The 19,650-nt window shown below is 65.5% G+C and carries 19 protein-coding genes, 1 tRNA gene and 1 pseudogene; 13 read left to right on the forward strand and 8 right to left on the reverse strand.

Annotation, left to right across the window (positions count from 1 at the left end; all coding sequences use genetic code 11):
- Positions 1 to 19 precede the first annotated feature (19 nt).
- The 7 genes and pseudogenes from ACIGKQ_RS06980 to ACIGKQ_RS07010 form a co-directional block, all read left to right on the forward strand.
- The gene (locus ACIGKQ_RS06980; protein WP_396572915.1) at positions 20 to 856 is read left to right on the forward strand and encodes a replication-relaxation family protein; all 837 of its coding nucleotides are present in this window, start codon (positions 20 to 22) and stop codon (positions 854 to 856) included.
- A 56-nt stretch (positions 857 to 912) separates the two neighbouring features.
- Positions 913 to 1,869, forward strand: coding sequence for a DNA-methyltransferase (locus tag ACIGKQ_RS06985; protein ID WP_396572916.1), 957 nt, complete (start codon positions 913 to 915; stop codon positions 1,867 to 1,869).
- Positions 1,866 to 2,447 (forward strand): antirestriction protein ArdA, encoded by a 582-nt coding sequence (locus tag ACIGKQ_RS06990; RefSeq protein ID WP_396572918.1) that lies wholly within the window; start codon positions 1,866 to 1,868, stop codon positions 2,445 to 2,447. The genes ACIGKQ_RS06985 and ACIGKQ_RS06990 overlap by 4 nt, the downstream gene beginning before the upstream one ends.
- A 128-nt stretch (positions 2,448 to 2,575) precedes the next feature.
- Entirely contained in the window at positions 2,576 to 2,845 is a 270-nt protein-coding gene (locus ACIGKQ_RS06995) for a DNA-binding protein (RefSeq protein ID WP_396572919.1), read from the forward strand.
- A 167-nt stretch (positions 2,846 to 3,012) separates the two neighbouring features.
- Complete coding sequence (locus tag ACIGKQ_RS07000) at positions 3,013 to 3,426, forward strand: helix-turn-helix transcriptional regulator (RefSeq protein ID WP_396572921.1); 414 nt, start codon at positions 3,013 to 3,015, stop codon at positions 3,424 to 3,426.
- A gap of 30 nt (positions 3,427 to 3,456) precedes the next feature.
- Positions 3,457 to 4,107, forward strand: coding sequence for an ImmA/IrrE family metallo-endopeptidase (locus ACIGKQ_RS07005; protein WP_396572923.1), 651 nt, complete (start codon positions 3,457 to 3,459; stop codon positions 4,105 to 4,107).
- 102 nt (positions 4,108 to 4,209) lie between these two features.
- Positions 4,210 to 5,121 (forward strand): annotated as a pseudogene (locus ACIGKQ_RS07010) (recombinase family protein); the annotation flags it as partial.
- A 204-nt stretch (positions 5,122 to 5,325) separates the two neighbouring features.
- On the opposite strand, the gene ACIGKQ_RS07015 reads toward ACIGKQ_RS07010, so the two are convergent.
- Together ACIGKQ_RS07015 and ACIGKQ_RS07020 are read right to left on the reverse strand one after the other, a co-directional pair.
- On the reverse strand, positions 5,326 to 5,499 hold the full coding sequence (locus ACIGKQ_RS07015; RefSeq protein WP_396572925.1) for a hypothetical protein: 174 nt from the start codon (positions 5,497 to 5,499) through the stop codon (positions 5,326 to 5,328).
- Positions 5,500 to 5,899: 400 nt separating this feature from the next.
- A tRNA-Met gene (locus ACIGKQ_RS07020) sits at positions 5,900 to 5,976 on the reverse strand.
- 401 nt (positions 5,977 to 6,377) lie between these two features.
- Between ACIGKQ_RS07020 and ACIGKQ_RS07025 the strand changes: the two genes are divergently transcribed.
- Together ACIGKQ_RS07025 and ACIGKQ_RS07030 are read left to right on the forward strand one after the other, a co-directional pair.
- Positions 6,378 to 6,668, forward strand: a complete 291-nt coding sequence (locus ACIGKQ_RS07025) for a hypothetical protein (RefSeq protein WP_235724577.1) — start codon at positions 6,378 to 6,380, stop codon at positions 6,666 to 6,668.
- A 93-nt stretch (positions 6,669 to 6,761) separates the two neighbouring features.
- On the forward strand, positions 6,762 to 7,049 hold the full coding sequence (locus ACIGKQ_RS07030; RefSeq protein ID WP_235724578.1) for a hypothetical protein: 288 nt from the start codon (positions 6,762 to 6,764) through the stop codon (positions 7,047 to 7,049).
- A gap of 191 nt (positions 7,050 to 7,240) precedes the next feature.
- Here ACIGKQ_RS07030 and ACIGKQ_RS07035 read toward each other — a convergent pair whose 3' ends face one another.
- Entirely contained in the window at positions 7,241 to 10,195 is a 2,955-nt protein-coding gene (locus tag ACIGKQ_RS07035) for a UPF0182 family protein (protein ID WP_235724624.1), read from the reverse strand.
- Between the two features lie 270 nt (positions 10,196 to 10,465).
- On the opposite strand from ACIGKQ_RS07035, the gene ACIGKQ_RS07040 reads away from it, so the two are divergent.
- Positions 10,466 to 11,104, forward strand: coding sequence for a PPA1309 family protein (locus tag ACIGKQ_RS07040; RefSeq protein WP_235724625.1), 639 nt, complete (start codon positions 10,466 to 10,468; stop codon positions 11,102 to 11,104).
- A 109-nt stretch (positions 11,105 to 11,213) separates the two neighbouring features.
- Here the strand turns inward: ACIGKQ_RS07040 and ACIGKQ_RS07045 are convergent, their stop codons facing one another.
- Entirely contained in the window at positions 11,214 to 12,254 is a 1,041-nt protein-coding gene (locus tag ACIGKQ_RS07045; RefSeq protein ID WP_328712992.1) for a PDZ domain-containing protein, read from the reverse strand.
- Positions 12,255 to 12,380: 126 nt separating this feature from the next.
- Between ACIGKQ_RS07045 and ACIGKQ_RS07050 the strand changes: the two genes are divergently transcribed.
- The 3 genes from ACIGKQ_RS07050 to ACIGKQ_RS07060 all read left to right on the forward strand — a co-directional run bounded on the left by ACIGKQ_RS07050 (position 12,381) and on the right by ACIGKQ_RS07060 (position 16,294).
- Positions 12,381 to 13,898 (forward strand): zinc-dependent metalloprotease, encoded by a 1,518-nt coding sequence (locus ACIGKQ_RS07050; RefSeq protein ID WP_328712990.1) that lies wholly within the window; start codon positions 12,381 to 12,383, stop codon positions 13,896 to 13,898.
- 68 nt (positions 13,899 to 13,966) lie between these two features.
- Positions 13,967 to 14,911 carry a hypothetical protein gene (locus ACIGKQ_RS07055; RefSeq protein ID WP_266062384.1) on the forward strand — a complete coding sequence of 315 codons (945 nt, stop codon included), beginning with the start codon at positions 13,967 to 13,969 and terminating at the stop codon, positions 14,909 to 14,911.
- Positions 14,912 to 14,977: 66 nt separating this feature from the next.
- Entirely contained in the window at positions 14,978 to 16,294 is a 1,317-nt protein-coding gene (locus tag ACIGKQ_RS07060; protein ID WP_235724582.1) for an AarF/ABC1/UbiB kinase family protein, read from the forward strand.
- A gap of 18 nt (positions 16,295 to 16,312) precedes the next feature.
- Here ACIGKQ_RS07060 and ACIGKQ_RS07065 read toward each other — a convergent pair whose 3' ends face one another.
- The 4 genes from ACIGKQ_RS07065 to ACIGKQ_RS07080 all read right to left on the reverse strand — a co-directional run bounded on the left by ACIGKQ_RS07065 (position 16,313) and on the right by ACIGKQ_RS07080 (position 19,573).
- Positions 16,313 to 16,603 (reverse strand): WhiB family transcriptional regulator, encoded by a 291-nt coding sequence (locus ACIGKQ_RS07065; protein ID WP_266062381.1) that lies wholly within the window; start codon positions 16,601 to 16,603, stop codon positions 16,313 to 16,315.
- A 185-nt stretch (positions 16,604 to 16,788) separates the two neighbouring features.
- Positions 16,789 to 17,022, reverse strand: coding sequence for a hypothetical protein (locus tag ACIGKQ_RS07070; RefSeq protein WP_235724584.1), 234 nt, complete (start codon positions 17,020 to 17,022; stop codon positions 16,789 to 16,791).
- Between the two features lie 156 nt (positions 17,023 to 17,178).
- A complete protein-coding gene (locus tag ACIGKQ_RS07075) occupies positions 17,179 to 19,233 on the reverse strand; it encodes an ATP-dependent helicase (protein ID WP_266062379.1) in 2,055 nt (684 codons plus the stop codon).
- A 55-nt stretch (positions 19,234 to 19,288) separates the two neighbouring features.
- A complete protein-coding gene (locus ACIGKQ_RS07080) occupies positions 19,289 to 19,573 on the reverse strand; it encodes a mycoredoxin (protein ID WP_235724585.1) in 285 nt (94 codons plus the stop codon).
- Between the last annotated feature and the right edge of the window lie 77 nt (positions 19,574 to 19,650).

Genomic DNA, 19,650 nt, shown 5'->3' on the forward strand with positions numbered 1-19,650 from the left:
GACGAATACTCCGCCGACGATGTCGACGGAGAGCGCCCGAGTACTGCAGCCGGACAAGCGACGGCGACGAATCGACCGCGACGAGCTCCGGCGCATCAGTGAGGCTATGCCCGAGCGTGACCGCGAGGTCCTGCGCCGCATCGACGAGCACCGCTACCTCACCACGCACCAAGTCCAGTCCTTCATCTTCACCGATCACGGCAGCGCCGACTCGGCCGCCCGCACCACCCGCTACGTCCTGGCACGACTCGAACGCCTCGCCTTGATCCGGTCGCTGCCGCGCCGGGTGGGTGGGGTCCGAGCCGGTAGTGCCGCCCGCATCTGGCAACTGGCTCCGGCCGGTGCCCGACTGCTCCGCGACGAGGGTCAGACCTACCGCAGCCATGAACCGTCGCTGCGCTTTCTCCAACACTGCTTGGCGGTCGCCGACGTCCACCTCGGCGTGCGTAATCTGACCGTGCTTGAGGCTGTCGAAGCGACCGACGTGGCGACCGAGCCCAACTCCTGGCGGCGCTACATCGGTCCCGGCGGCGAACGGCGCCTGTTGCAGCCGGACCTTGCCAGTGTCGTTCGGACAAAGGACTACGTCGATCGCTGGTTCATCGAAGTCGACCTCGGCACCGAATCACTCCCGACCGTGCTCAAGAAATGCGGCCAGTACGAGACCTACCGAGCCAGCGGCATCGAGCAGGACGCGCACCACGCCTTCCCGCTGGTGATCTGGATCTTTACGGGCCAGACGCGCGCCGAGAAGGTGAAGTCCTCCATCCTGCGCTCAACACGGCTGACTCCCAACCTGTACCGGGTAACGACGATTGCCGGCTTCGCCGCCAGCGCACAGGAGTGGCTGCAATGAGCGAGCCACCACGAAACCGGGTCCTGACTGGCGATGCGCTCGCACAGTTGAAGACGGTGCCTGACGCCAGCATCGACTGCGTCATCACCAGCCCGCCGTACTTCCGGCTGCGCGACTACGGCCACGACGACCAGCTCGGCCTCGAGTCACACGTCGACGCCTGGGTTACCCAGCTGCATGCGGTGCTCACCGAATGCGCCCGCGTCCTCGTACCGACCGGAACGTTGTGGCTCAACCTCGGGGACACCTACAGCACGCACGTCAGAGAAGGTGCTGAGCGCAAGAGTCTGCTGCTTGGCCCGGAGCGCCTGGCCCTACACCTGATCGCGGACGGCTGGACAATTCGCAATAAGATCGTCTGGGCCAAGACCAACACGGTGCCTTCGAGCGTGCAGGACCGGCTCACTGCCTCGCACGAGGTCATCTACCTGCTGACACGGTCGCCGCGCTATTACTTCGACCTGGACGAAATTCGCATACCGCACGTCTCGCGACCACCACGACGGTCACCCCGACCAGCGACCCGCGTCGAGAAAGCGGGACGCGGGCCCAACACCCACAGCGATCGCGGTCTGCTGAATCTCCGAGCCAGCGGACGAGTCGGCCATCCGCTCGGCAAGAACCCCGGTGATGTCTGGGCGATGAGCGTCAGTAGCTTCCGCAGCAGTCACATCGCGACCTACCCGGAGTCGCTCGTCCGTCGCATGATCCTGGCGGGCTGCCCACGTCTGCGCTGCTCACACTGCCGCGCACCGTGGACTCGGGAACTTGTCCGACGCGGCGACCACGCTCGCCACAAACCACCGCGACCAAGCTGCACCTGCAACGCGCCCGCCGAACCCGGCCTGGTCCTCGATCCGTTCATCGGCTCAGGCACCACGGCTGTTGTGGCTGCTCGTACTGGGCGCGACTGGCTCGGAATCGAGATCAACCCCCGGTACGTCGAGATCGCCGAGCAACGTATCCGAAGCACTTTGCAGCCCAATACAACTAAACGGAAGGAGGTGATATGAACCATGAACACGAAACACATCACGAGGACGAATCAACCCCACAACTCCACCCCCGTATCTGGGTCGGCAGCCTGGCCGACTACAATGCTGGGCGACTCCTGGGCGACTGGCTTGACGCCGCCGCCGACCCAAGCGACCTGCGAGCAGCTGTCGATCGCATCCTGGCCGGATCGCACGAGCCGGACGCCGAGGAATGGGGCATCTTCGACTACGACGACTTCGGCGCCTACCAAGTCGGCGAGTACGACTCGCTCGACCAGGTTGCCAACGTCGCTCGCGGCATCGCCGAACATGGCCCCGCGTTCGCCGCCTGGGCCGAGATCCACGACGGCAATCCCGACATGCTCGCCCAGTTCGATGACTGCTTCATCGGCACCTACGACTCACCGGCCGACTGGGCCCGCGAGGTGCTCGTAGGCAGCGGCATCGAGGAGACGCTCGACCGTGAGGTACCTGCCGACCTCCGTGCCTATATCCAGTTCGACTACGACGGATTCGCCCGCGACCTCCAGCTCAGTGGCGACGTCCACATCGAGAACGCACCCGACGGCAAGGTCTGGCTCTTCCGGGTGATCTAAGGCAGCCGGTCACCCGTCGTCGAGAGACTGCGGCCGTCCCAGTGAGCAGTCCGCTCACCGGCCGCACCACCTCGAAGACGGTGACCGGGACACCCGGAAACAAACCTTCAGGAAGGAGTAGGAGACTCATGAAAACACTGGCAATTCGTCTCGAAGACGAACAGCACGCTCGCTTGTCGATCCTGGCCAAGCTCAGCGGCGTGTCGCTCACGGACACCATCCGTGACGCCATCGAGAGCCGTATCGAGACGCTTGCAGCCGACCCAGAGATCGCGGCCAAGGCCGAAGCACTGACCGCCGAGATCGACCGCGAAGCTGCCGAACAGCGCGACGCTATCGCCACCCTGTTCGGCACCAGCAAGCGAGCAACTTCGCGGGGCCGTCAACCCAAGGAGTGAGTCAACCTATCCACAACCGGGGAGTCAGGTCGAGCTGCAGCCAGCAGCTCCCTGACTCCCCACCATCCCTCGACAAGTCTGCACAGAGGTAAGGAAAACCTCGCCAATTCTACAACGATTTCAGTACTGCATTTATGCAATTTCGGGAATAAAATAGAAATAAGGAAATGAAGAAATCGGAGATAATCACCATGGCAAATACCACTAACGCAGTCAAACTCGGAAACGCGCTCAAAGACCGCAGGACCGAACTTGAGCTGACTATCAAGGAAGTCGCTCGCCGCTCTGGCGTGACCGACTCCAACGTGCTTCGTATCGAGCGTGGTGACATCCCGCAGCCGAGACCGGAAACGCTGAAGTCCTTGGCTGATGTGCTGGGACTCGAACTCTCCGACTTGTTCAACCTCGCAGGCTACGTTCAACCGAAAACACTGCCGAGCTTCTCCCCCTACCTTCGCAGCAAATACTCAGATATCCCGGAGTCGGCAACAAAAGAAATGGAAGCCAGTTTCGCAAGAATTGCAGCAAAGCACGGATATGACCCGAATGGACCTCGCGACGGAGAAGACGAAGGAGAATAACTAACAGCCCACTATGAAAGGAGGCTCACCATGACACATACTTACAAACCATCAGTACTGACGAGCCTCCGGGCCGTCATCCCACAGCGCGACGCGAGCTTCCTGGAAACACTGCGTACCGCCGAGACCCAGGCTGCGAAGCTCGCCGATCTGATCGGAGACGAACGCGGCATCCTCGAGCATCACATCACCGGACTGCCACGCATGGTCGTCATTCGCGAGAACATCCCCGTCTCGGGCATGAGCTACTGGAACGGCCAGCAGTGGGTGATCGTGCTCTCGGCCAAAGAACCCGCCGTTCGTCAGCGCTTCACACTGCTGCACGAGTTCAAGCACATCGTCGATCATGGCCACACCGATCGGCTCTACCGCACTACCCACAAGATGACTGCGGCCGAGCAAGCAGAAGCCGCTGCCGACTACTTCGCCGGCTGCGCCCTCGTCTCCAAGCGATCACTCAAAGCGGCCTGGGGCAACGGCATCCAGCGTGTCGCCGACCTGGCGTCCCACTTCGGCGTCAGCGAACCAGCCATCCGTGTCCGTCTCGCACAAACTGGGCTCGACAAGACCGACGATGCACCTCTCGCGAGCCGCTGCGCCCGACCTATCCACACCAACCGCTACGAGCGCCAGAAATTCATCCGCGCACCCCGCGCAACACGGCAAAGGAGCTACGCATGACCGCCGCACCCTCGCTCGGAATCAGGCCGCTGGCGGTGCAGTACCTCCGCCGTCAGCACCAAAGATCAAGCCGAGCGAGGCGGTGAGGCCGAGGGCTTCTCGATACCCGCCCAGCGCGAGGCCTGCCTCCGCAAAGCACAGTCACTGGACGCGGTGACGGTCGCAGAGTTCGTCGATGCCGGTGAGAGTGCCCGTTCAGCCAATCGCCCGGAGCTGAAGAAAATGCTCGACTACGTCAAGGCGCACAAGATCCAGTACGTCATCGTGCACAAGGTCGACCGCCTGGCCCGCAACCGCGTCGACGACGTCGAGATCAATTTGCAGCTCACCTCCGTCGGTGCCCAACTCGTCTCCTGCTCCGAGAACATCGACGAGACGCCGAGCGGCATGCTGCTCCACGGCATCATGAGCTCGATCGCCGAGTTCTACAGCCGCAACCTGGCCACCGAGTCCCGAAAAGGCATGCTCCAGAAGGCAAAGGGCGGCGGCACTCCAGGCATGGCGCCCTTCGGCTACCTCAACAGCCGCATACGCACCGACGACGGCCGAGAAGTGAAGACCGTCGTCATCGACCCCGAGCGCGGTCACTGGATCACCTGGATGTTCGAGCGCTACGCCACCGGTGAGTGGACAGCCGGGATGATCAAAGACGAGTTCGACAAGCGCGGTGTGACCACCGTGACCCGGCCCAATCGCCCCAGCCGACCGATCGCGCACTCGCACATCACGTCGATGCTCCAGAACCGCTACTACACGGGTGCGGTCAGGTTCGAAGGTGTCGAATACCCCGGCAGCCACCCAGCCCTCGTCAGCGAAGCGCTCTTCGCTGAGGTCCAGCGGGTCCGCCAGGCCCGCCACCAAAGCCGCGAGAAGCCGCGCGTGCACAATCACTATCTGAAGGGCTCGGTCTACTGCGGGCAATGCGGCGAACCCCTCACATTCGAGAAGACCCGCAATCGGGTGGGCACCGTCTACGACTACTTCTACTGCCTCGGACGCCAACGACTCAAGAACGGCTGCACCTTCCGCGCCATCCAAGCGCCACATCTCGAAGACCTGGTAACCGCTCACTGGCAGACCGTGACGCTCAGCCCGAAGCAGACCACCGCGATCCGAGGGCTCGTCCTCGACCACATGCGCGTGCTTGTGCCCGATGTAGCACAGGAACAACGGGCAGCCTCCGAACGGCTCCAGCAGCTCGAACAGGAGAGCCGTAAGCTACTTGAAGCGTTCTATGCCGACGCAATCGGCACACCCGAACTCCGCACCGAACAGGCACGCATCGCAGCCGAGCGCGCGAAGGCAGAGGCGAAACTCGGCGAGTTCGAATTCCAGGCATCCCACCTCACCGCCAAGCTCGAAGGCTGCCTGGAGCTTCTCGGCAACGCCCACGAGCACTACCTGTCAGCCGACACAAAGTCGCGCCGCGACCTCAACCAGAGCATCTTCACGCGCCTCTACGTCCACGATGACGACATCGTCGCCAGCGACCTGACCCCGGCATACCAACTGCTCATGAACGACGATCTGGCCGCGACTCTGGCCGCCGAACGGAAGCGGGAGCAGAACAACGTCGTTAGAACTAGTGACCTCATCGGCACGACAGAGGTCACCGAGAAGCGCGACAGAGGTGGATCGGCGACCGGACGGGACCTACCGACCCGTGCCCGTAGAACCGCCCCACACGCCCGAATCCCCGGGTTCCTGACCGTCGAACGCCCCAGAGGTGCCATGCCGTGGGAAAAAGAAAGAACCACGGCCCCTGAGGACCGTGGTTCTAACATCATTTCTTTGGTAGCGGGGACAGGATTTGAACCTGCGACCTCTGGGTTATGAGCCCAGCGAGCTACCGAGCTGCTCCACCCCGCGTTGGTGAACACCACGTTACACACTGGTTTGCCGCGGGTGCAAATCGCTTCCGACGCCCCGTCGCGTTCACATGCCGACAACCAATCCCCCTGTGACACAGGGCACTTTGATCACTGCGGTCGGACTGCCGGAAATGCCGCCAGCTGCCGCGCCAACGGATTCAGGCACACCCGTCGGATCACCCACCGGCACCGATCCGCCTGGCCTTGGTTCTGACCGTCGTCCGGCGTACACCGCCGCCAACAGACCGACGATCGGTGCAGCCGCGGCCCGCACGACCGACAGCGCGTTCAGTATCCGACGACCCGCCCCGACCGGGCCGAAAGTCCCTGTCGGTGCGCCCGCTGCCGGCGCATCGTGAGGGAGACAGAAGGTGTGTTCGAAACAAAGGAGAACCAACCGTGACCAGCCTCGCCTCAGGCAACGCCACCGCATCCGACAATCGTCACCCGATGAGCATCGTCGCATTTCTGCTGGTACTGCTCATCATCCCGGCGCTCGGATTGGCGGTCACGTTCTCCGCCGAGGGCAACACCGGCGGCGCGGTGGCGTCGGGCGTCGCCGGCGCGGCATTCCTGGTCGGCGCTGCCGCCATCTACGCCACAATGGCGCGGCGGCTGGGCCACAGCCCACTCATCCCGGACGACAGCGACGCTGAAAAGCAGCGTTACCTCGCCGAACACCGCCGCTGACGGCTAGCAGAACACCCATCTCAATGTGATAAACATCACAGCGCGGTATCCTGGCCTCACAGATACCGCATACAGCGAGATCGAGGAGGAACGATGGCAACTCATCATCTGCCCCATCACGAGAGCCACGGAAATCATCCGATGAGCGTTCTCGGATATCTGTTGGTGCTCGGCGGGTTCGCCAGCGCCGCCCTGTGGCTGGTCGCGATGGCCGGCGGCAACGTCGTCCCGGCGATCGTGTTCGGGTTGCTGATGATCGGCGCGTTTGCCGGCGCGACCGCCATCTTCATGACCCTGACGCACAGCCACCATCACAGCCCGGTGCTGCCCGACAACACCGAAGCCGAACTCGGTCGGTATCGCCAGCGTTATCGCGGGTGATACGGCGCCTCGCACGCCGCTGAGCTGAGCGGACCCCGCTCGGCTGCCGCGGGCGGACTCGGCTGCCGCGGGCCGACTCGGCTCGCGCGGCTTGTCGACCACCCGCGGGTACCCAGCAGACCCTCGTCAACCCGAACCGCCCGCGTGAACATGGCTCACGCGGGCGGTCGGTTCTCACCAGTTGATGCTGACTAGTTGGGCAGTGCCTCGTAGCGCTGGACGGCCTCGTTCAGCTGGTCGAGGGCTTCGCCGTAGGCGGTGAAGTTCCCCGCGCTCTGCGCCTGCTCCAAAGCGTCGAGAGCCTCGCTGATCGCCTGCAGCGCGGCGTCGCGCTCCGCGGTCGAACCGGTCGCGGGCGGGGTCACCTGCTGTTGCTCGCCGGCCGGCGGCTGCTCGGTCTGCTCTGGCGCCTCCGGCTGCGGGGTGGTCTCCCCGGGAACCAGCGCGGCTCCCTGCGGGTTGATCCCCACCTGCGAGAGCGCACCCGCCGTGGTGGGCGCGTAACCGACCCGATTCTCATACCGGGTGATCACCCGGAACAGGCGCGGATACGTACCCTCACCGCGTGCCTGCGCATACATCGGCACCACATAGAGGATTCCGCTGTTACCCACCGGCAGCGTCAACAGGTTGCCGAACATGACGTCGACGTTGCCCTGGAAGTTGCGTCGACTCTCGGCGACGCGATCATCCTGCTGCATCGGGTTGAACGCCTGGCGCGGACCATCACGCTGGATGTTGGTCGGAATGGTCTTGACCGTGATCTGACCGTAGTCGGTGGGATCCGACGACACCGTCATGTAGGCACCCAGGATCGGGCGGTTCAGGCGGGTCAGCACCGACGTCAGCTGGAAGGACGGCTGACCGTTTTCCGGCGAGGACGCCACGAAGAAGTACGGCGGCTGATCGAGGCCCTGCGCGTCGGCGTCCTCGTTCGTCGGGTCCGACGGCACCGACCAGAAGTCGCTGCCCTCGAAGAACTGCTGCGGGTTGGTGACGTGGTACTTCGTCAGCAACGAACGCTGGATCTTGAACAGATCCTCCGGATAGCGGACGTGATCGGCCAGCGATTCCTGCTGATCGAACTCCGCGCGCGATTTCACGGTCCCGGGGAAGATGTTCATCCACGTCCGCAACACGGGGTCCTGGTCGTCGAACTGATAGAGCGTGACCTCGCCGGTGTAGGCATCAACGGTGGCCTTCACCGAGTTTCGGACGTAGGAGACGCTGCGATTGACCTGGGTGCGTCCGGTCTGGCCCTGGTTCAGTTCCTGCGCGTCGGTCGTGGCCGCCTGCAGGGAGGTGCGCTGCGCGTACGGGTAGTTGTCCAGCGTCGTGTAGCCGTCCACGATCCACTTGATCGACCCGTCCGCCATCACGGCCGGGTAGGTCTTGGAGTCGACGGTCAACCACGGCGCGACCTTCTTGACACGGTCGCGCGGGTCTCGGTCGTAGAGCAGTTTCGAGTTCTCGTTGATCTCACCGGAGAGCAGGAAGTTGCGCTCGGCGAACCGGATCGAATAGAGCAACCGGTTGAAGTAGTTGCCCAGCGACACACCGGCATCGCCCTGGTAGGTGTACGTCGAGTCCTGCGTGTCGTACTCGCGGGACTGGTCGCTGTTGGAACCGACGATCGCGTAGTCGGGGTCGACCTGCGAGATCAGCTCGCCGAAGTAGATACGTGGCTGCGTGACCTTGATCGGCGCCTCGTTCTGATATTCCTCGGTCTGGTAATTCGACAGATCGCTGACGAAGAACACCGGAGAACCGCCACCCTCGACGTCGTCGGAGGCCGGTTGATTGACCCGGTTGGCCGGCGCCGCTACGAAGCCGTTGCCATGGGTGTAGACGAGGTGCTTGTTGAGCCAGTTCGTCTGGTTGCCGACCAGTCGCGCAGGATCGATCTCGCGGACCGCGACCACGAAATCGCGCATCTCGCCGTCGATGTCGTAGCGATCCAATGCCAACTGTGTCGGGAACCCGTAGAAGTTCTGTCGCTGCTGCAACTGCGTGAACGCAGGCGAGACGATGTTCGGGTCCAGGATGCGGATGTTGGACAACGTCGGCGTGTCCGCGTCCACCGACGGCTGGTTGACCGGTTCGGCCGTCCAGTTGGGTTGGGTGGTCACCTGTTCCGGACCTATCCCATAGGCCTGTTCGGTGGCGGTGATGTTTCGCGATATGTACTCGGACTCTTTCTGTGCCGCGTTCGGCTTGACCGAGAACTGCTCCATCGCCAGCGGCCAACCCACGCCGATCACCAACGCGGACAGCAGCATCAACGCGGTCGCCAGCGCCGGTACCCGCAGATCCCGCAGCACGATGCCGGCAAAGAACGCGACCGCGCAGATGATGGCGATGGCCATCAGGATCAGCTTCGACGGCAGCACCGCATTGATGTCGGTGTAGCTGGCGCCGGTGAAGATGTCCTGCTTGCGCTGACTCGAGAGCAACGAGTAACGGTCCAGCCAGTACGCGGCCGCTTTGAGCAGCAGGAAGGTTCCGGCGAGCGCGGCCAGCTGGATACGGGACGCGTTGGAGAACGACGGTCCGTTGCCGTTGGCGCCACCGCCGGTCAGCCGGATGCCCCCGAACAGGTAGTGCGTCAGCAGGTTCGCGAGGAAGGCGATCACCACGATGACGAACAGCAGGTTCAGCACCAGCCTGATGAAAGGCAGGTCGAAGGCGTAGAAACTCACATCGATGCCGAACTGCGGATCGGTGACGCCGAACTGCTCACCATGCAAGAAGGTCTGCACCGTGGCCCACGACCCCTGCGTGACCAGCCCGGCCAGGATGCCGATGATCACGGCCGGAACGATGGCGAACCACCGGGTACGGCCCATCACTGTGCTGCGGTAGCGCGCGAGCGGATCATTGGGTCCCGAGGCCGGCACGAACACCGGACGCGAACGGTACGCCATCGCGATGGCGCCGAAGATCAGCAGCCCGACCACCAGCGTGGTGACCAGGAACAGGATCACGCGGGTCCACATGACCGTCGAGAACACCCGCGTGTATCCGACGTCGGACATCCACAACCAATCGGTGATCAACCCGACCAGACGGGGCCCCACCAGCAACAGCACCAGGATGCCGACGCCGATCCCGATGGCGATCTTGCTTCTGCGCGACAGTGTCGGCATACCAGCCGGCCCGCGAACGCCCACCTGACCCACTCTCCAAAGTTCTCATTCCGGACATCGGCCCGACCGGCGTGGACGCCCGCCTGACTCGTGCACCCAACTGTACTGGTCGGCTCCGGACAACGATCGACTGCGCCACACGGGCGCCGAGTACCGCTTCGTTCCGCGCCATATCGAGATGGCCGTCACGTGCTGCCGGATGTGCACGACACCCCGCCAACGATCGACCGACGCGGTGAGTTCCGCGTCACACCGACGCGAAACGGCAAGATGGGGGCCGTGACCGACGATTCAGGCCCCGCCAGCGACCCCGCCACGCTGTCCGTCGACGATCTCGGTGCCGCCCTGCGCGACATCGTCGAGTTCGTCGACCCGGCGGGATGGGGACAGCCACCGATGCTGTTCGCCCTGGTACCGACCGCGATCCTGGCGGCCTCACAGCCGGGCTTGATCGCCCCCGACGACGACTCCGTCCTGAGTCCGATCGCACAGGAACCCTTCCCCCGCGACACAACCGCCGACGTTGCGGCGGTGGCCTCCCGAGCAGACGAGGCGACATCCGGGGACACCGACCGCTCAAAGACCGACCTGACGGCCGATATCGAACGAGCACTGGCCACCACGAGTTGGCCTGCCGCGGTCGCCGGAGCGGCGTTGATCCAGGAGATCGTCGTCCTGCCGCCCGAGGCCGAGGGCACCGACACCCTCTCGGGAGCAGCCGCGCACCCCGAACGCCGGGTGGCCCGCCTCATCGTCGGCGCGCTGCGCTCTGGGACCACCCTGGGTCTGCTGCATCTACGTCCGGACCCCGCTGCCGACGTCACCGATGGCGACATCGAACTGCTCACCCGCCACGACCTCGCCGCCGACCTGCGGACCGCGCTCGCGCACACCTTCGACGAGAGCTGATCGCCACTCCACTCCGTGCGGAGCCGGCGACGATTCGCATCAGACGTCGATTCGTATCAGTAGTCGGCGTCGACGGCGCCGACCCGTCAGATGGGGAACCCTGTCGATCTCAGCAATGCGGCGCCGACCGGCCGGCACCGATCGCGTCCAACGCGTCGACCGCACCGTCCAGGTTCGCCACCTTGACCAGGGTGAGACCGTCGGGCGCATCGGATACGGCTTCGGCACAGTTGCGTTCGGGAACCAGGAACACCGATGCACCGGCGTCGCGCGCCGCCCGGGTCTTGTGGGTGATTCCGCCGATCGGGCCCACCACCCCATCCTCGGTGATGGTGCCCGTGCCGGCGATGAAGTCGCCGTGGGTCAGCTCTCCCGGGCTCAGACGGTCGATCACAGCGAGCGTCAACATCATCCCGGCCGACGGACCACCGATGTCGCCGACGTTGTAGGAGATCTTCAACGCCGGGTCGGCATTGACCACCTCCGGGGTGACACCGAGGTAGCCGACCTCCGGGTCGTCGGGCCGAGCGCCCAAGGTGACCGTCACCGACTGCCGCTGTCCGCCCCGATCGATGGCGATGGGCACCGAGTCGCCGGGTGCACGGGACATCACCGCCTCCTGCATCTGCGCGGTCGTCGACACCGCCTGCCCGTCGACGGCCAGGACCTGATCACCCACCTCGAGTTCGGCGGCTGCCGGACCGCCGTCGGCGACTGAGGTGAGCACCAGCTTGGTCGGGCGATCCAGGTAGCGCAGTGCCGCCGCGGTCGCACTGTCCTCGGACCCGGTCATCTCCTGCTGGTTCTGCTCGCGCACCTCGTCGGGACTCTGGTCCGGTGGGAACAGCCGGTCGCGCGGCTCGAGGCTGTAGGTGCCCGACATCCACATACCCAACGCCTGGAACAACGACATCCCGTCGGTCACCGAGACCGTGGTCAGGTTGAGGTTTCCGGTGGTCGGGTCGGTGGGCACACCGGTGATGTCGACGACCGGTTTGTCGTCGAGCTCGCCCAGGGTGTTGACGGTGGGGCCCGGCCCCAGCGCGACGAACGGGACCTGCACGGATGTACCGATGAACAGCAACGCCACGAACACCACCGCCGTCACGGCGACCGTCGCGAGCCGGCGGTGACCGGGCTGAAGACTCATTCCGCTCACAGTAGTTGACCTCCCCGACGGCGATCGGGGCCGCCGGTCCGGCCTCGGCGTGGCACCGTAAGCCGCCTACGCTCAAGGCGAACGCCTCCCCGGACTGCGGACGGTACCGTGGAGACCATGAGTGATCTGCCCTTCGGCTTCTCCCCATCCGGTGATGGAGATGATGAGCGCCGCGCCGAGAACGAGCGCCGTAAGGATCAGTCCGGGTCCGGTGAATCCTCCGGCGGCACCCAGAATCCCTTCGGATTCGCCCTCGGCGGTGAGGGTTTCGATCCCAGTTCGTTCGATCCAGCTCAATTGGGCCAGATGTTCTCCCAATTGGGCAGCATGTTCAGCGGCATGGGCGCCGGGATCACTCCCGGCTCCGGCGGTGGCGGCCCGGTGAACTACCAGGTCGCATCGAATCTGGCGCGCCAACAGATCGGCAACTTCACGCCGGTGCTGGACAAGGAGACCAACGCTGTCACCGACGCGGTCCGCCTGGCCGAGGTCTGGCTCGATGATGTCACCACCTTCCCCAGCGGGGTGCGTCAGTCGGTGGCGTGGACGCCGGTGACGTGGCTCGAAGAGTCGATGCCCACCTGGAAACGGCTGTGCGATCCCGTTGCCGAGCAGTTGTCGCGGACCTGGGAGCAGAATCTTCCGGCCGAGGCCGCCCAGTTCGCCGGACCGATGATGGGCATGCTCACCCAGATGAGCGGCATGGCCTTCGGCACCCAGCTCGGTCAGGGACTGGGCCAGCTCGCGAAGGAGGTGCTGACCTCGACCGACGTCGGGTTGCCCCTGGCGCCGGAGGGTGTGGCGGTCCTGTTGCCCGAGGCGATCGCGAAGTTCGCCGAGGGCCTCGAGCAGCCGGCCCAGGAGATCGTCGTCTTCCTCGCCGCCCGGGAAGCCGCGCACGTCCGGCTGTTCAGCCATGTCCCGTGGCTGCGCCAACGGCTGCTGTCCACAGTCGAGGAGTACGCCCGTGGGATCAGCATCGATTTCAGCGGCATCGCCGACATGACCTCGGGTGTCGATCCTCAGGAGCTGCTGTCGAACCCGGCCAAACTCGAGGAACTGATCGGTTCGTCGGCATCCTTCGAGCCGACCACCACCCCGGAGCAGCAGGCGGCCCTCGCGCGCCTCGAGACGCTCCTCGCCCTCATCGAGGGGTGGGTGGAGCAGGTGGTGTCGACCGCACTGGCCGACCGCATCCCGAGCGTCGGCGCGCTGACGGAGACGATGCGCCGCCGACGCGCCTCCGGTGGCCCCGCCGAACAGACCTTCGCCACCCTGGTCGGCCTGGAGCTGCGGCCGCGGAAGGTGCGCGAGGCATCGGCCCTGTGGCGACAGCTGCTCGAGGCCGGTGACATCGCCACCCGTGATGGGGTGTGGGCGCACCCCGATCTGATGCCCGACGCCGAGGATCTCGACAATCCCGCCGCCTTCATCGACGGTGTCATCGGCGGCGGCGTGAGCTCGTTCGACGATCCGATCGCCCAGCTCGAGGCCACCCTTGCGCAGGAACGCGCCGAGAAATCCGCCGACGGGGCCGACGGTCGCGAGCCCTCGGACGACTCCGGCGCGGGAGACAACCCAGCCGGCAACGACACGGACCATGAGGACGGCGGCCGCGACGGTAATTCTGCATAACCTCCTCGGCCCCCTGCGCCTGTGGACAACTCCGGGGCATCCGGACCCATAGGTGGCACAGTGACGCCATGTCCGATCGAGGTGTCCGATGTGCGGTTCCGGCAGGCGAGGGTGCGGAGGAGCCGGATGCACCGGCCAACGTCGCAACTCTGAGCCTGCCGCTGTTGCGTCCGGGCACACCGGTGCTGGTGCGGCCCGGCAACCGTGTCCATGTGGGCAGCGACCCACACGGGAGCCTCGTGATCGACGTGCCCTCGCCAGTGCGGGCCGCCGACGTCGCGGTGTTGCTCCGAGGATTCGCGGTGGTCACACCGGTAGCCGAGACACAACGCAGGGCACGCGCGATCGGGTTGACCGTCACCGACCTCACCGACATCGTCTCGCACCTGACCGCGGCGGGCCTCGCGACCATCCCGGCCTCGGGTCCGGCGGCCACGAGCTTGCGCATTGCGCTTCACGGTGAGGGCCCCCTGGCCGATCTGCTGATCACCTCGCTCACCGAGTCGGGTCTGGCGCCGCGCAGATCGGCGCGGCGGCCGCCGGTGGTCGCCGTCGACGGCTGGACCGCGAACCTCGTGGTGCTCACCGACTACCTCGTGCATGATCCGGAGGTCGTCAACGCGCTGATCGACGCGCGGATCGCGCATCTGCCGGTACGTGTACGCGACGGGGTGGGTGTGGTGGGTCCGTTGGTGTTGCCGGGCCTGTCGAGTTGTCTGCGTTGCGCCGATCGCCACCGGGCAGACCTCGAGCCGGACTGGCCGATGTTGGCGGCTCAGTTGGTCGCGCAAATCGGATTCGGTTCGGCCGGCATCGTGCGCGGCACGGCCGCACTCGCCCAGTCACAGATCGAGCAACTCGGGACGGCGCTGTGGTCGGATCGCACTGATCGTGCACCCGAGTTGATCGACCGGGCGCTGGAGTTCCATCCGGCCCCGGCCCGCCTGGTTGCGACCAGATGGCCGCCACATCCCCTCTGTCTGTGCCGACCGGCGGCGGCACGGGCAGGGTGATGCCCACGTGTGGCGGCGACCGGGTGCAGCGTCTGGTCCTCTATCCTGTGGTGGGGAAAGGACGCTATGAGTGACATCGCTCGGGGACAGGGACGGCGCAACGCAAGACTGGCGTCACTGCCCATCGGAATGGCCGGTCGCGCTGCGGCCGGACTCGGCAAACGCATGGTCGGCCGGGACAAGGACGAGGTCCAGCAGGAAATGCTGGAACGCGCCGCCGAACAACTCTTCTCCGTTCTCGGGGAATTGAAGGGCGGCGCGATGAAGGTCGGCCAGGCCATGTCGATCATGGAGGCCGCCATCCCCGACGAATTCGGGGAACCGTTCCGCGAGGCCTTGACCAAATTGCAGGCCGAGGCGCCCCCCATGCCGGCACCGAAGGTGCACAAGGTGCTCGATCAGCAACTGGGCACCAAATGGCGTGACCGCTTCCGCGAGTTCTCCGACGAGCCGGCGGCGTCGGCGAGCATCGGCCAAGTCCACAAGGGAATCTGGTCGGACGGTCGCGAGGTGGCGGTCAAGGTCCAGTATCCCGGCGCCGATCATGCATTGAAGGCCGACCTCAAGACTCTGTCGCGGATGTCGGGTGTGATCCAGAAACTGTCACCGGGCACCGACGTCAAGGCGATGATGGACGAACTCATCGATCGCACCGAGGCAGAACTCGACTATCTCGGCGAAGCGGACAACCAACGTGCGTTCGCGAAGGCCTTCGATGGCGACCCGGACTTCGTCATCCCCAAGGTCGTCGCCAGCGCACCGAAGGTGATCGTGTCGGAATGGCTTGTGGGCACACCTCTGTCGAAGATCATCGTCTCGGGAGATCAGGAGACCCGCAACGACGCGGCCGCCAAGATGGCCACCTTCGAAGTGAGTTCGCCGTTCCGAGTGGGCCTGCTCCACGGTGATCCGCATCCGGGCAACTTCTTCATCACCGCCGACGGCCGGTTCGGCGCCCTGGACTTCGGCGCCGTCGGACACTACCCCAATGGTCTGCCCAGCGAAACAGGACAGATCCTGCGTCTGGCCCGCGACAAACAGTACGAAGAACTCAAAGACCTGATGGTGCGCACCGATTTCATCCTGGCGTCGCGCGCCGATCGGGTGAGCGCAGCCGACATCGAGGCATATCTGAAGCCCTACGTCGATCCCCTGTACACCGAGTCCTTCCACTTCACTCGCAAGTGGATGCAACGAGCGGCCGGCAAGGCCACCGATGTTCGCGGCGATGTGTACAAGACGTCACGAAACCTGAACGTGCCCAAGAACTATGTGATGGTCTTCCGGGTGTTGGCCGGCTGTGTCGGGATCGCATCGCAGCTCGAGGCGGACGCGCCCTACCGGGCGATCATGGAGAAGTGGGTGCCCGGACTCGCCGACTGAGTCCGGACACCCCACCTCTCACGCGGCGTTCTTGCGGGGGCGGCCACGGGGACGCTTCCGCGCAATCACCGCGCCACGCTCGAGGATCTCGCCGCCCCAGACCCCCCAGGGCTCGGCGCGGTCGAGCGCGGCCTGCAGGCAGGCCTGCTGCAACGGGCATTCGGCGCACATGGCCTTGGCGCGCTCCAGGTCTCGGGGATCCTCGGCGAACCACAGATCGGCGTCGGCCACCTGGCAGGGCAGGTCCAGGCCGCCGACCGACTCGCGGTCCGCCGAAAGACAGGATTCGAGAACGTAATCGACAGTCATTCTGCTCTCCACATCTGCTCGTGTTTGGTGTGTTGCACCCGAGTCCCGATGTGGATGTCGACTGTGAAACGAAAGCCTCGGCACTCGCCGGTGTCGGACGAGGTCGTCAGAGGTGGTTCACGGTCGTACACAAAGGGGCCACGGGTTTCGCCTCTGCGATTCGCCCGTGGCCCGAAAGGTCGGAGTCAGTGACTCCGCGGATTTCGTATCTGCACGGGGAACCGCTGCGGCGCTCGCGCTGCGGCGGTTGCTTCGCCTGCGGGTGCCTTGGCTACCCGGCCGGCGATCGGATGGACGGCCACCGGCACGCGGGTCTCGTCGACCCAGAAGCGGGCGTGACGGGGTGCATCGATGGCCAGAGCCAGGCTCGGCTGCGCCGCGGGCATTCCGACGAGTGCCGCCTTGATGATTCCGTTCACTGATCCGCTCCTTCCTGTGCTCGAGGGCTTCCACCTGTGAGGTGACCCGTTACGGACATACGAGTCTCTCCCCGTGCTGACGAATCCAGAGTAGGCGGGGCGACGCGAATCGCACAACCTATTTTTGACCTGCGGTTTCGTGTCCTGGACCACCGGTCATCCGCGGCGAGCGCCCCCTCGCGCCCGGACCAACTCCACAACCGCGCCACCCAACTGCTCCAGCTTCACCGGCCCGATCCCGGGGATGGACCCCAACGCCGCGGTGTCGGCCGGACGGCGATCGGCGATCGCCTCCAGCATCGCGTCGGTGAGCACGGCCAGTTCGCCGATACCGCGCTCCTGTGCGTGGTCACGGCGCCAGGCGCGCAGTGCCGCCAGCAGTTCGTCACCCTGCTCTTCGATGCGACAGCTGCCGCACCGGCCACGCACCCGCGACTCCGGGTTCACCAGGTCGGCGCCGCACTCGACACAGCGACCACTGCGTCGCGGGTCCAGTTCGATCCCGTCCAGGAAGCGGGTCCGGCGACGCGTGACGCGACCCGCCCCGGTGCGCGACAGACTCCACGACAGGTACAGATGCACCCGCGCGCGGGTGATGCCCACATAGAACAGCCGACGCTCTTCCTCGATGGCCTCGGCTCCGTTGCTGATCGCCTGTGCGATCGGTACCGATCCCTCGGTGAGCCCGACGAGGAAGACCGCATCCCATTCCAGTCCCTTGGCCGCATGCAGCGACGCCAAGGTGATCCCGGTGCGTTCGGGTGTGTGGCGTTCCTCGGCACGCGTGGTCAGCTCGGACACCAGCCTGCGCAACGACATGCCCGGCTCGTCTGCGAGTAGTTCGTCGACGACGGACATCAACGCCCGCAGGGATTCCCACCGGGCCTTGGCGTGCGGGCCGGCCGGCTCGTCGGCGCCGAGTCCGAGCGGCGCCAGCACCGCGCGCACCACTCGGGCGGTATCGGCGTCCGCCGGCAGATCGTCGCGAGCGGCGACGTCGGTGAGTTTGCGCATGGCCTGCACGATCTCGGTCCTGGTGAAGAATGCCTCGGCGCCGCGGACCTGATAAGAAATGCCGGCCTCGGTCAGCACCTCCTCGAACCGCTCCGATTGCGCGTTGACCCGGTACAGGACCGCGATCTCGGCGGGCGGGGTGCCCGCGTTGACCAGGTGTTTGATCTGCGCAACCACCCCGCGCGCCTCACGCATGTCATCGGCGAACTCGGCCGGCCGCGGGGCCGGTCCCCTATCACGCTGACCGATCAGTTCGAGACGCGTACCCGGGCTGCGTTCCTCGGCCGCCCCGATGACCTGGTTGGCGACGGCGACGACCTCCGGTGTGGACCGATAGTCACGCTCGAGGCGGACGAGGGTGGCCTCCGGGAAGCGACGGGTGAAACCCAGCAGATAGTCGGCGGTGGCCCCGGCGAAGGAGTAAATGGTCTGGTTGGCGTCGCCGACCACGGTCAGGTTGTCGCGTTCGCCGAGCCAGGAATCGAGCAGGCGCTGTTGCACCGGGGTGATGTCCTGGTACTCGTCGACGACGAAACAGCGGTAACGGGCGCGGAAGTTGGCCGCGGCATCCGGCTCGCGCAGGATCTCGCCGGCATAGATGATCAGGTCGTCGAAATCGAGCAACAGGTGCGAACCGTCGCGTTTCGCCGCCTCGTACGCGTCGTAGACCGCGGCGACCACGTCATGACCGAACGGCGCGTCCCGGCCGGCGGTGGCGGCGCGAGCCGGGTAGTCGGCCGGGCTGATGAGCGAGCCCTTCGCCCACTCGATCTCGGTGGCCAGATCGCGTAGCGATTCACTCGTGGTGGTCACCCCGACCCCGCGTGCGGCGTGGGCCACCACCGGCAGTTTGTGATCGAGCAGTTCCCAGGTCAGGCCGCGCGGCCAGAAATAGCGCAGTTGACGGAGAGCCGCGGCGTGGAAGGTCTGAGCCTGAACCGACACCCCCGGACCGCTGATCTCCAACGCGCGCAGCCGCGACCGCAACTCGCCGGCCGCCCGGGTGGTGAAGGTCACCGCCAGAACATGGCCCGGACTCACCTGACCGCTGTCGATCAGGTGAGCGATGCGGCGAGTGATGGTGCGGGTCTTGCCGGTTCCGGCACCGGCCAGCACACAGACCGGCCCACGGGGTGCCATCACCGCCCGCTGCTGCTCGGGGTCGAGACCGTCGAGGATGCGGTGAGGATCGGGCACCGGTTCACTATGCCATCGGTCGCCGACATCGCGAACGGGCCCGCTCCGGGGTGGCTCAGACGCCGAGCTTGGCCTTGACCTCGGCCACCGACGGGTTGGTCGCAGTGGTGCCGTCGGCGTAGAGCACGGTCGGAACCACGTGGTTGCCGCCGTTGACGCTGCCGACGAATTCGGCGGCGTCCGGATTCAGCTCGATGTCCACTTCCTGCCAGGTCAGACCGAGACTCTTGAGCCCGGTCTTGAGGCGGGCACAGAAACCACACCAACTCGTGGTGTACATGGTCAGTTCGCCGGTGTCGGAAACCCGGGCCGAGGCGTCGTCGTCGATCACGTTGCTCATGTCCCCCATAACAGCACGAATCCCGCTGCTGTTCCCACTCATCGGGTTCGAGACCGGACGGCTCGGTGTCCGGACAG

The organism is Gordonia sp. NPDC062954 (assembly GCF_044543825.1).
Classification (GTDB): domain Bacteria; phylum Actinomycetota; class Actinomycetes; order Mycobacteriales; family Mycobacteriaceae; genus Gordonia; species Gordonia tangerina.

Excerpts from the sequence above, each read along its gene's own strand:
- ACIGKQ_RS07080 (WP_235724585.1), bottom strand. The coding sequence starts at position 19,573 with ATGAGCAACGTGATCGACGACGACGCCTCGGCCCGGGTTTCCGACACC.
- ACIGKQ_RS07000 (WP_396572921.1), top strand. The coding sequence starts at position 3,013 with ATGAAGAAATCGGAGATAATCACCATGGCAAATACCACTAACGCAGTC.
- ACIGKQ_RS06990 (WP_396572918.1), top strand. The coding sequence starts at position 1,866 with ATGAACCATGAACACGAAACACATCACGAGGACGAATCAACCCCACAA.
- ACIGKQ_RS07055 (WP_266062384.1), top strand. The coding sequence starts at position 13,967 with ATGTCCGATCGAGGTGTCCGATGTGCGGTTCCGGCAGGCGAGGGTGCG.
- ACIGKQ_RS07045 (WP_328712992.1), bottom strand. The coding sequence starts at position 12,254 with ATGAGTCTTCAGCCCGGTCACCGCCGGCTCGCGACGGTCGCCGTGACG.
- ACIGKQ_RS07050 (WP_328712990.1), top strand. The coding sequence starts at position 12,381 with ATGAGTGATCTGCCCTTCGGCTTCTCCCCATCCGGTGATGGAGATGAT.
- ACIGKQ_RS07060 (WP_235724582.1), top strand. The coding sequence starts at position 14,978 with ATGAGTGACATCGCTCGGGGACAGGGACGGCGCAACGCAAGACTGGCG.
- ACIGKQ_RS06980 (WP_396572915.1), top strand. The coding sequence starts at position 20 with ATGTCGACGGAGAGCGCCCGAGTACTGCAGCCGGACAAGCGACGGCGA.
- ACIGKQ_RS06995 (WP_396572919.1), top strand. The coding sequence starts at position 2,576 with ATGAAAACACTGGCAATTCGTCTCGAAGACGAACAGCACGCTCGCTTG.
- ACIGKQ_RS07005 (WP_396572923.1), top strand. The coding sequence starts at position 3,457 with ATGACACATACTTACAAACCATCAGTACTGACGAGCCTCCGGGCCGTC.
- ACIGKQ_RS07035 (WP_235724624.1), bottom strand. The coding sequence starts at position 10,195 with ATGCCGACACTGTCGCGCAGAAGCAAGATCGCCATCGGGATCGGCGTC.
- ACIGKQ_RS07065 (WP_266062381.1), bottom strand. The coding sequence starts at position 16,603 with ATGACTGTCGATTACGTTCTCGAATCCTGTCTTTCGGCGGACCGCGAG.
- ACIGKQ_RS07040 (WP_235724625.1), top strand. The coding sequence starts at position 10,466 with ATGGGGGCCGTGACCGACGATTCAGGCCCCGCCAGCGACCCCGCCACG.
- ACIGKQ_RS07030 (WP_235724578.1), top strand. The coding sequence starts at position 6,762 with ATGGCAACTCATCATCTGCCCCATCACGAGAGCCACGGAAATCATCCG.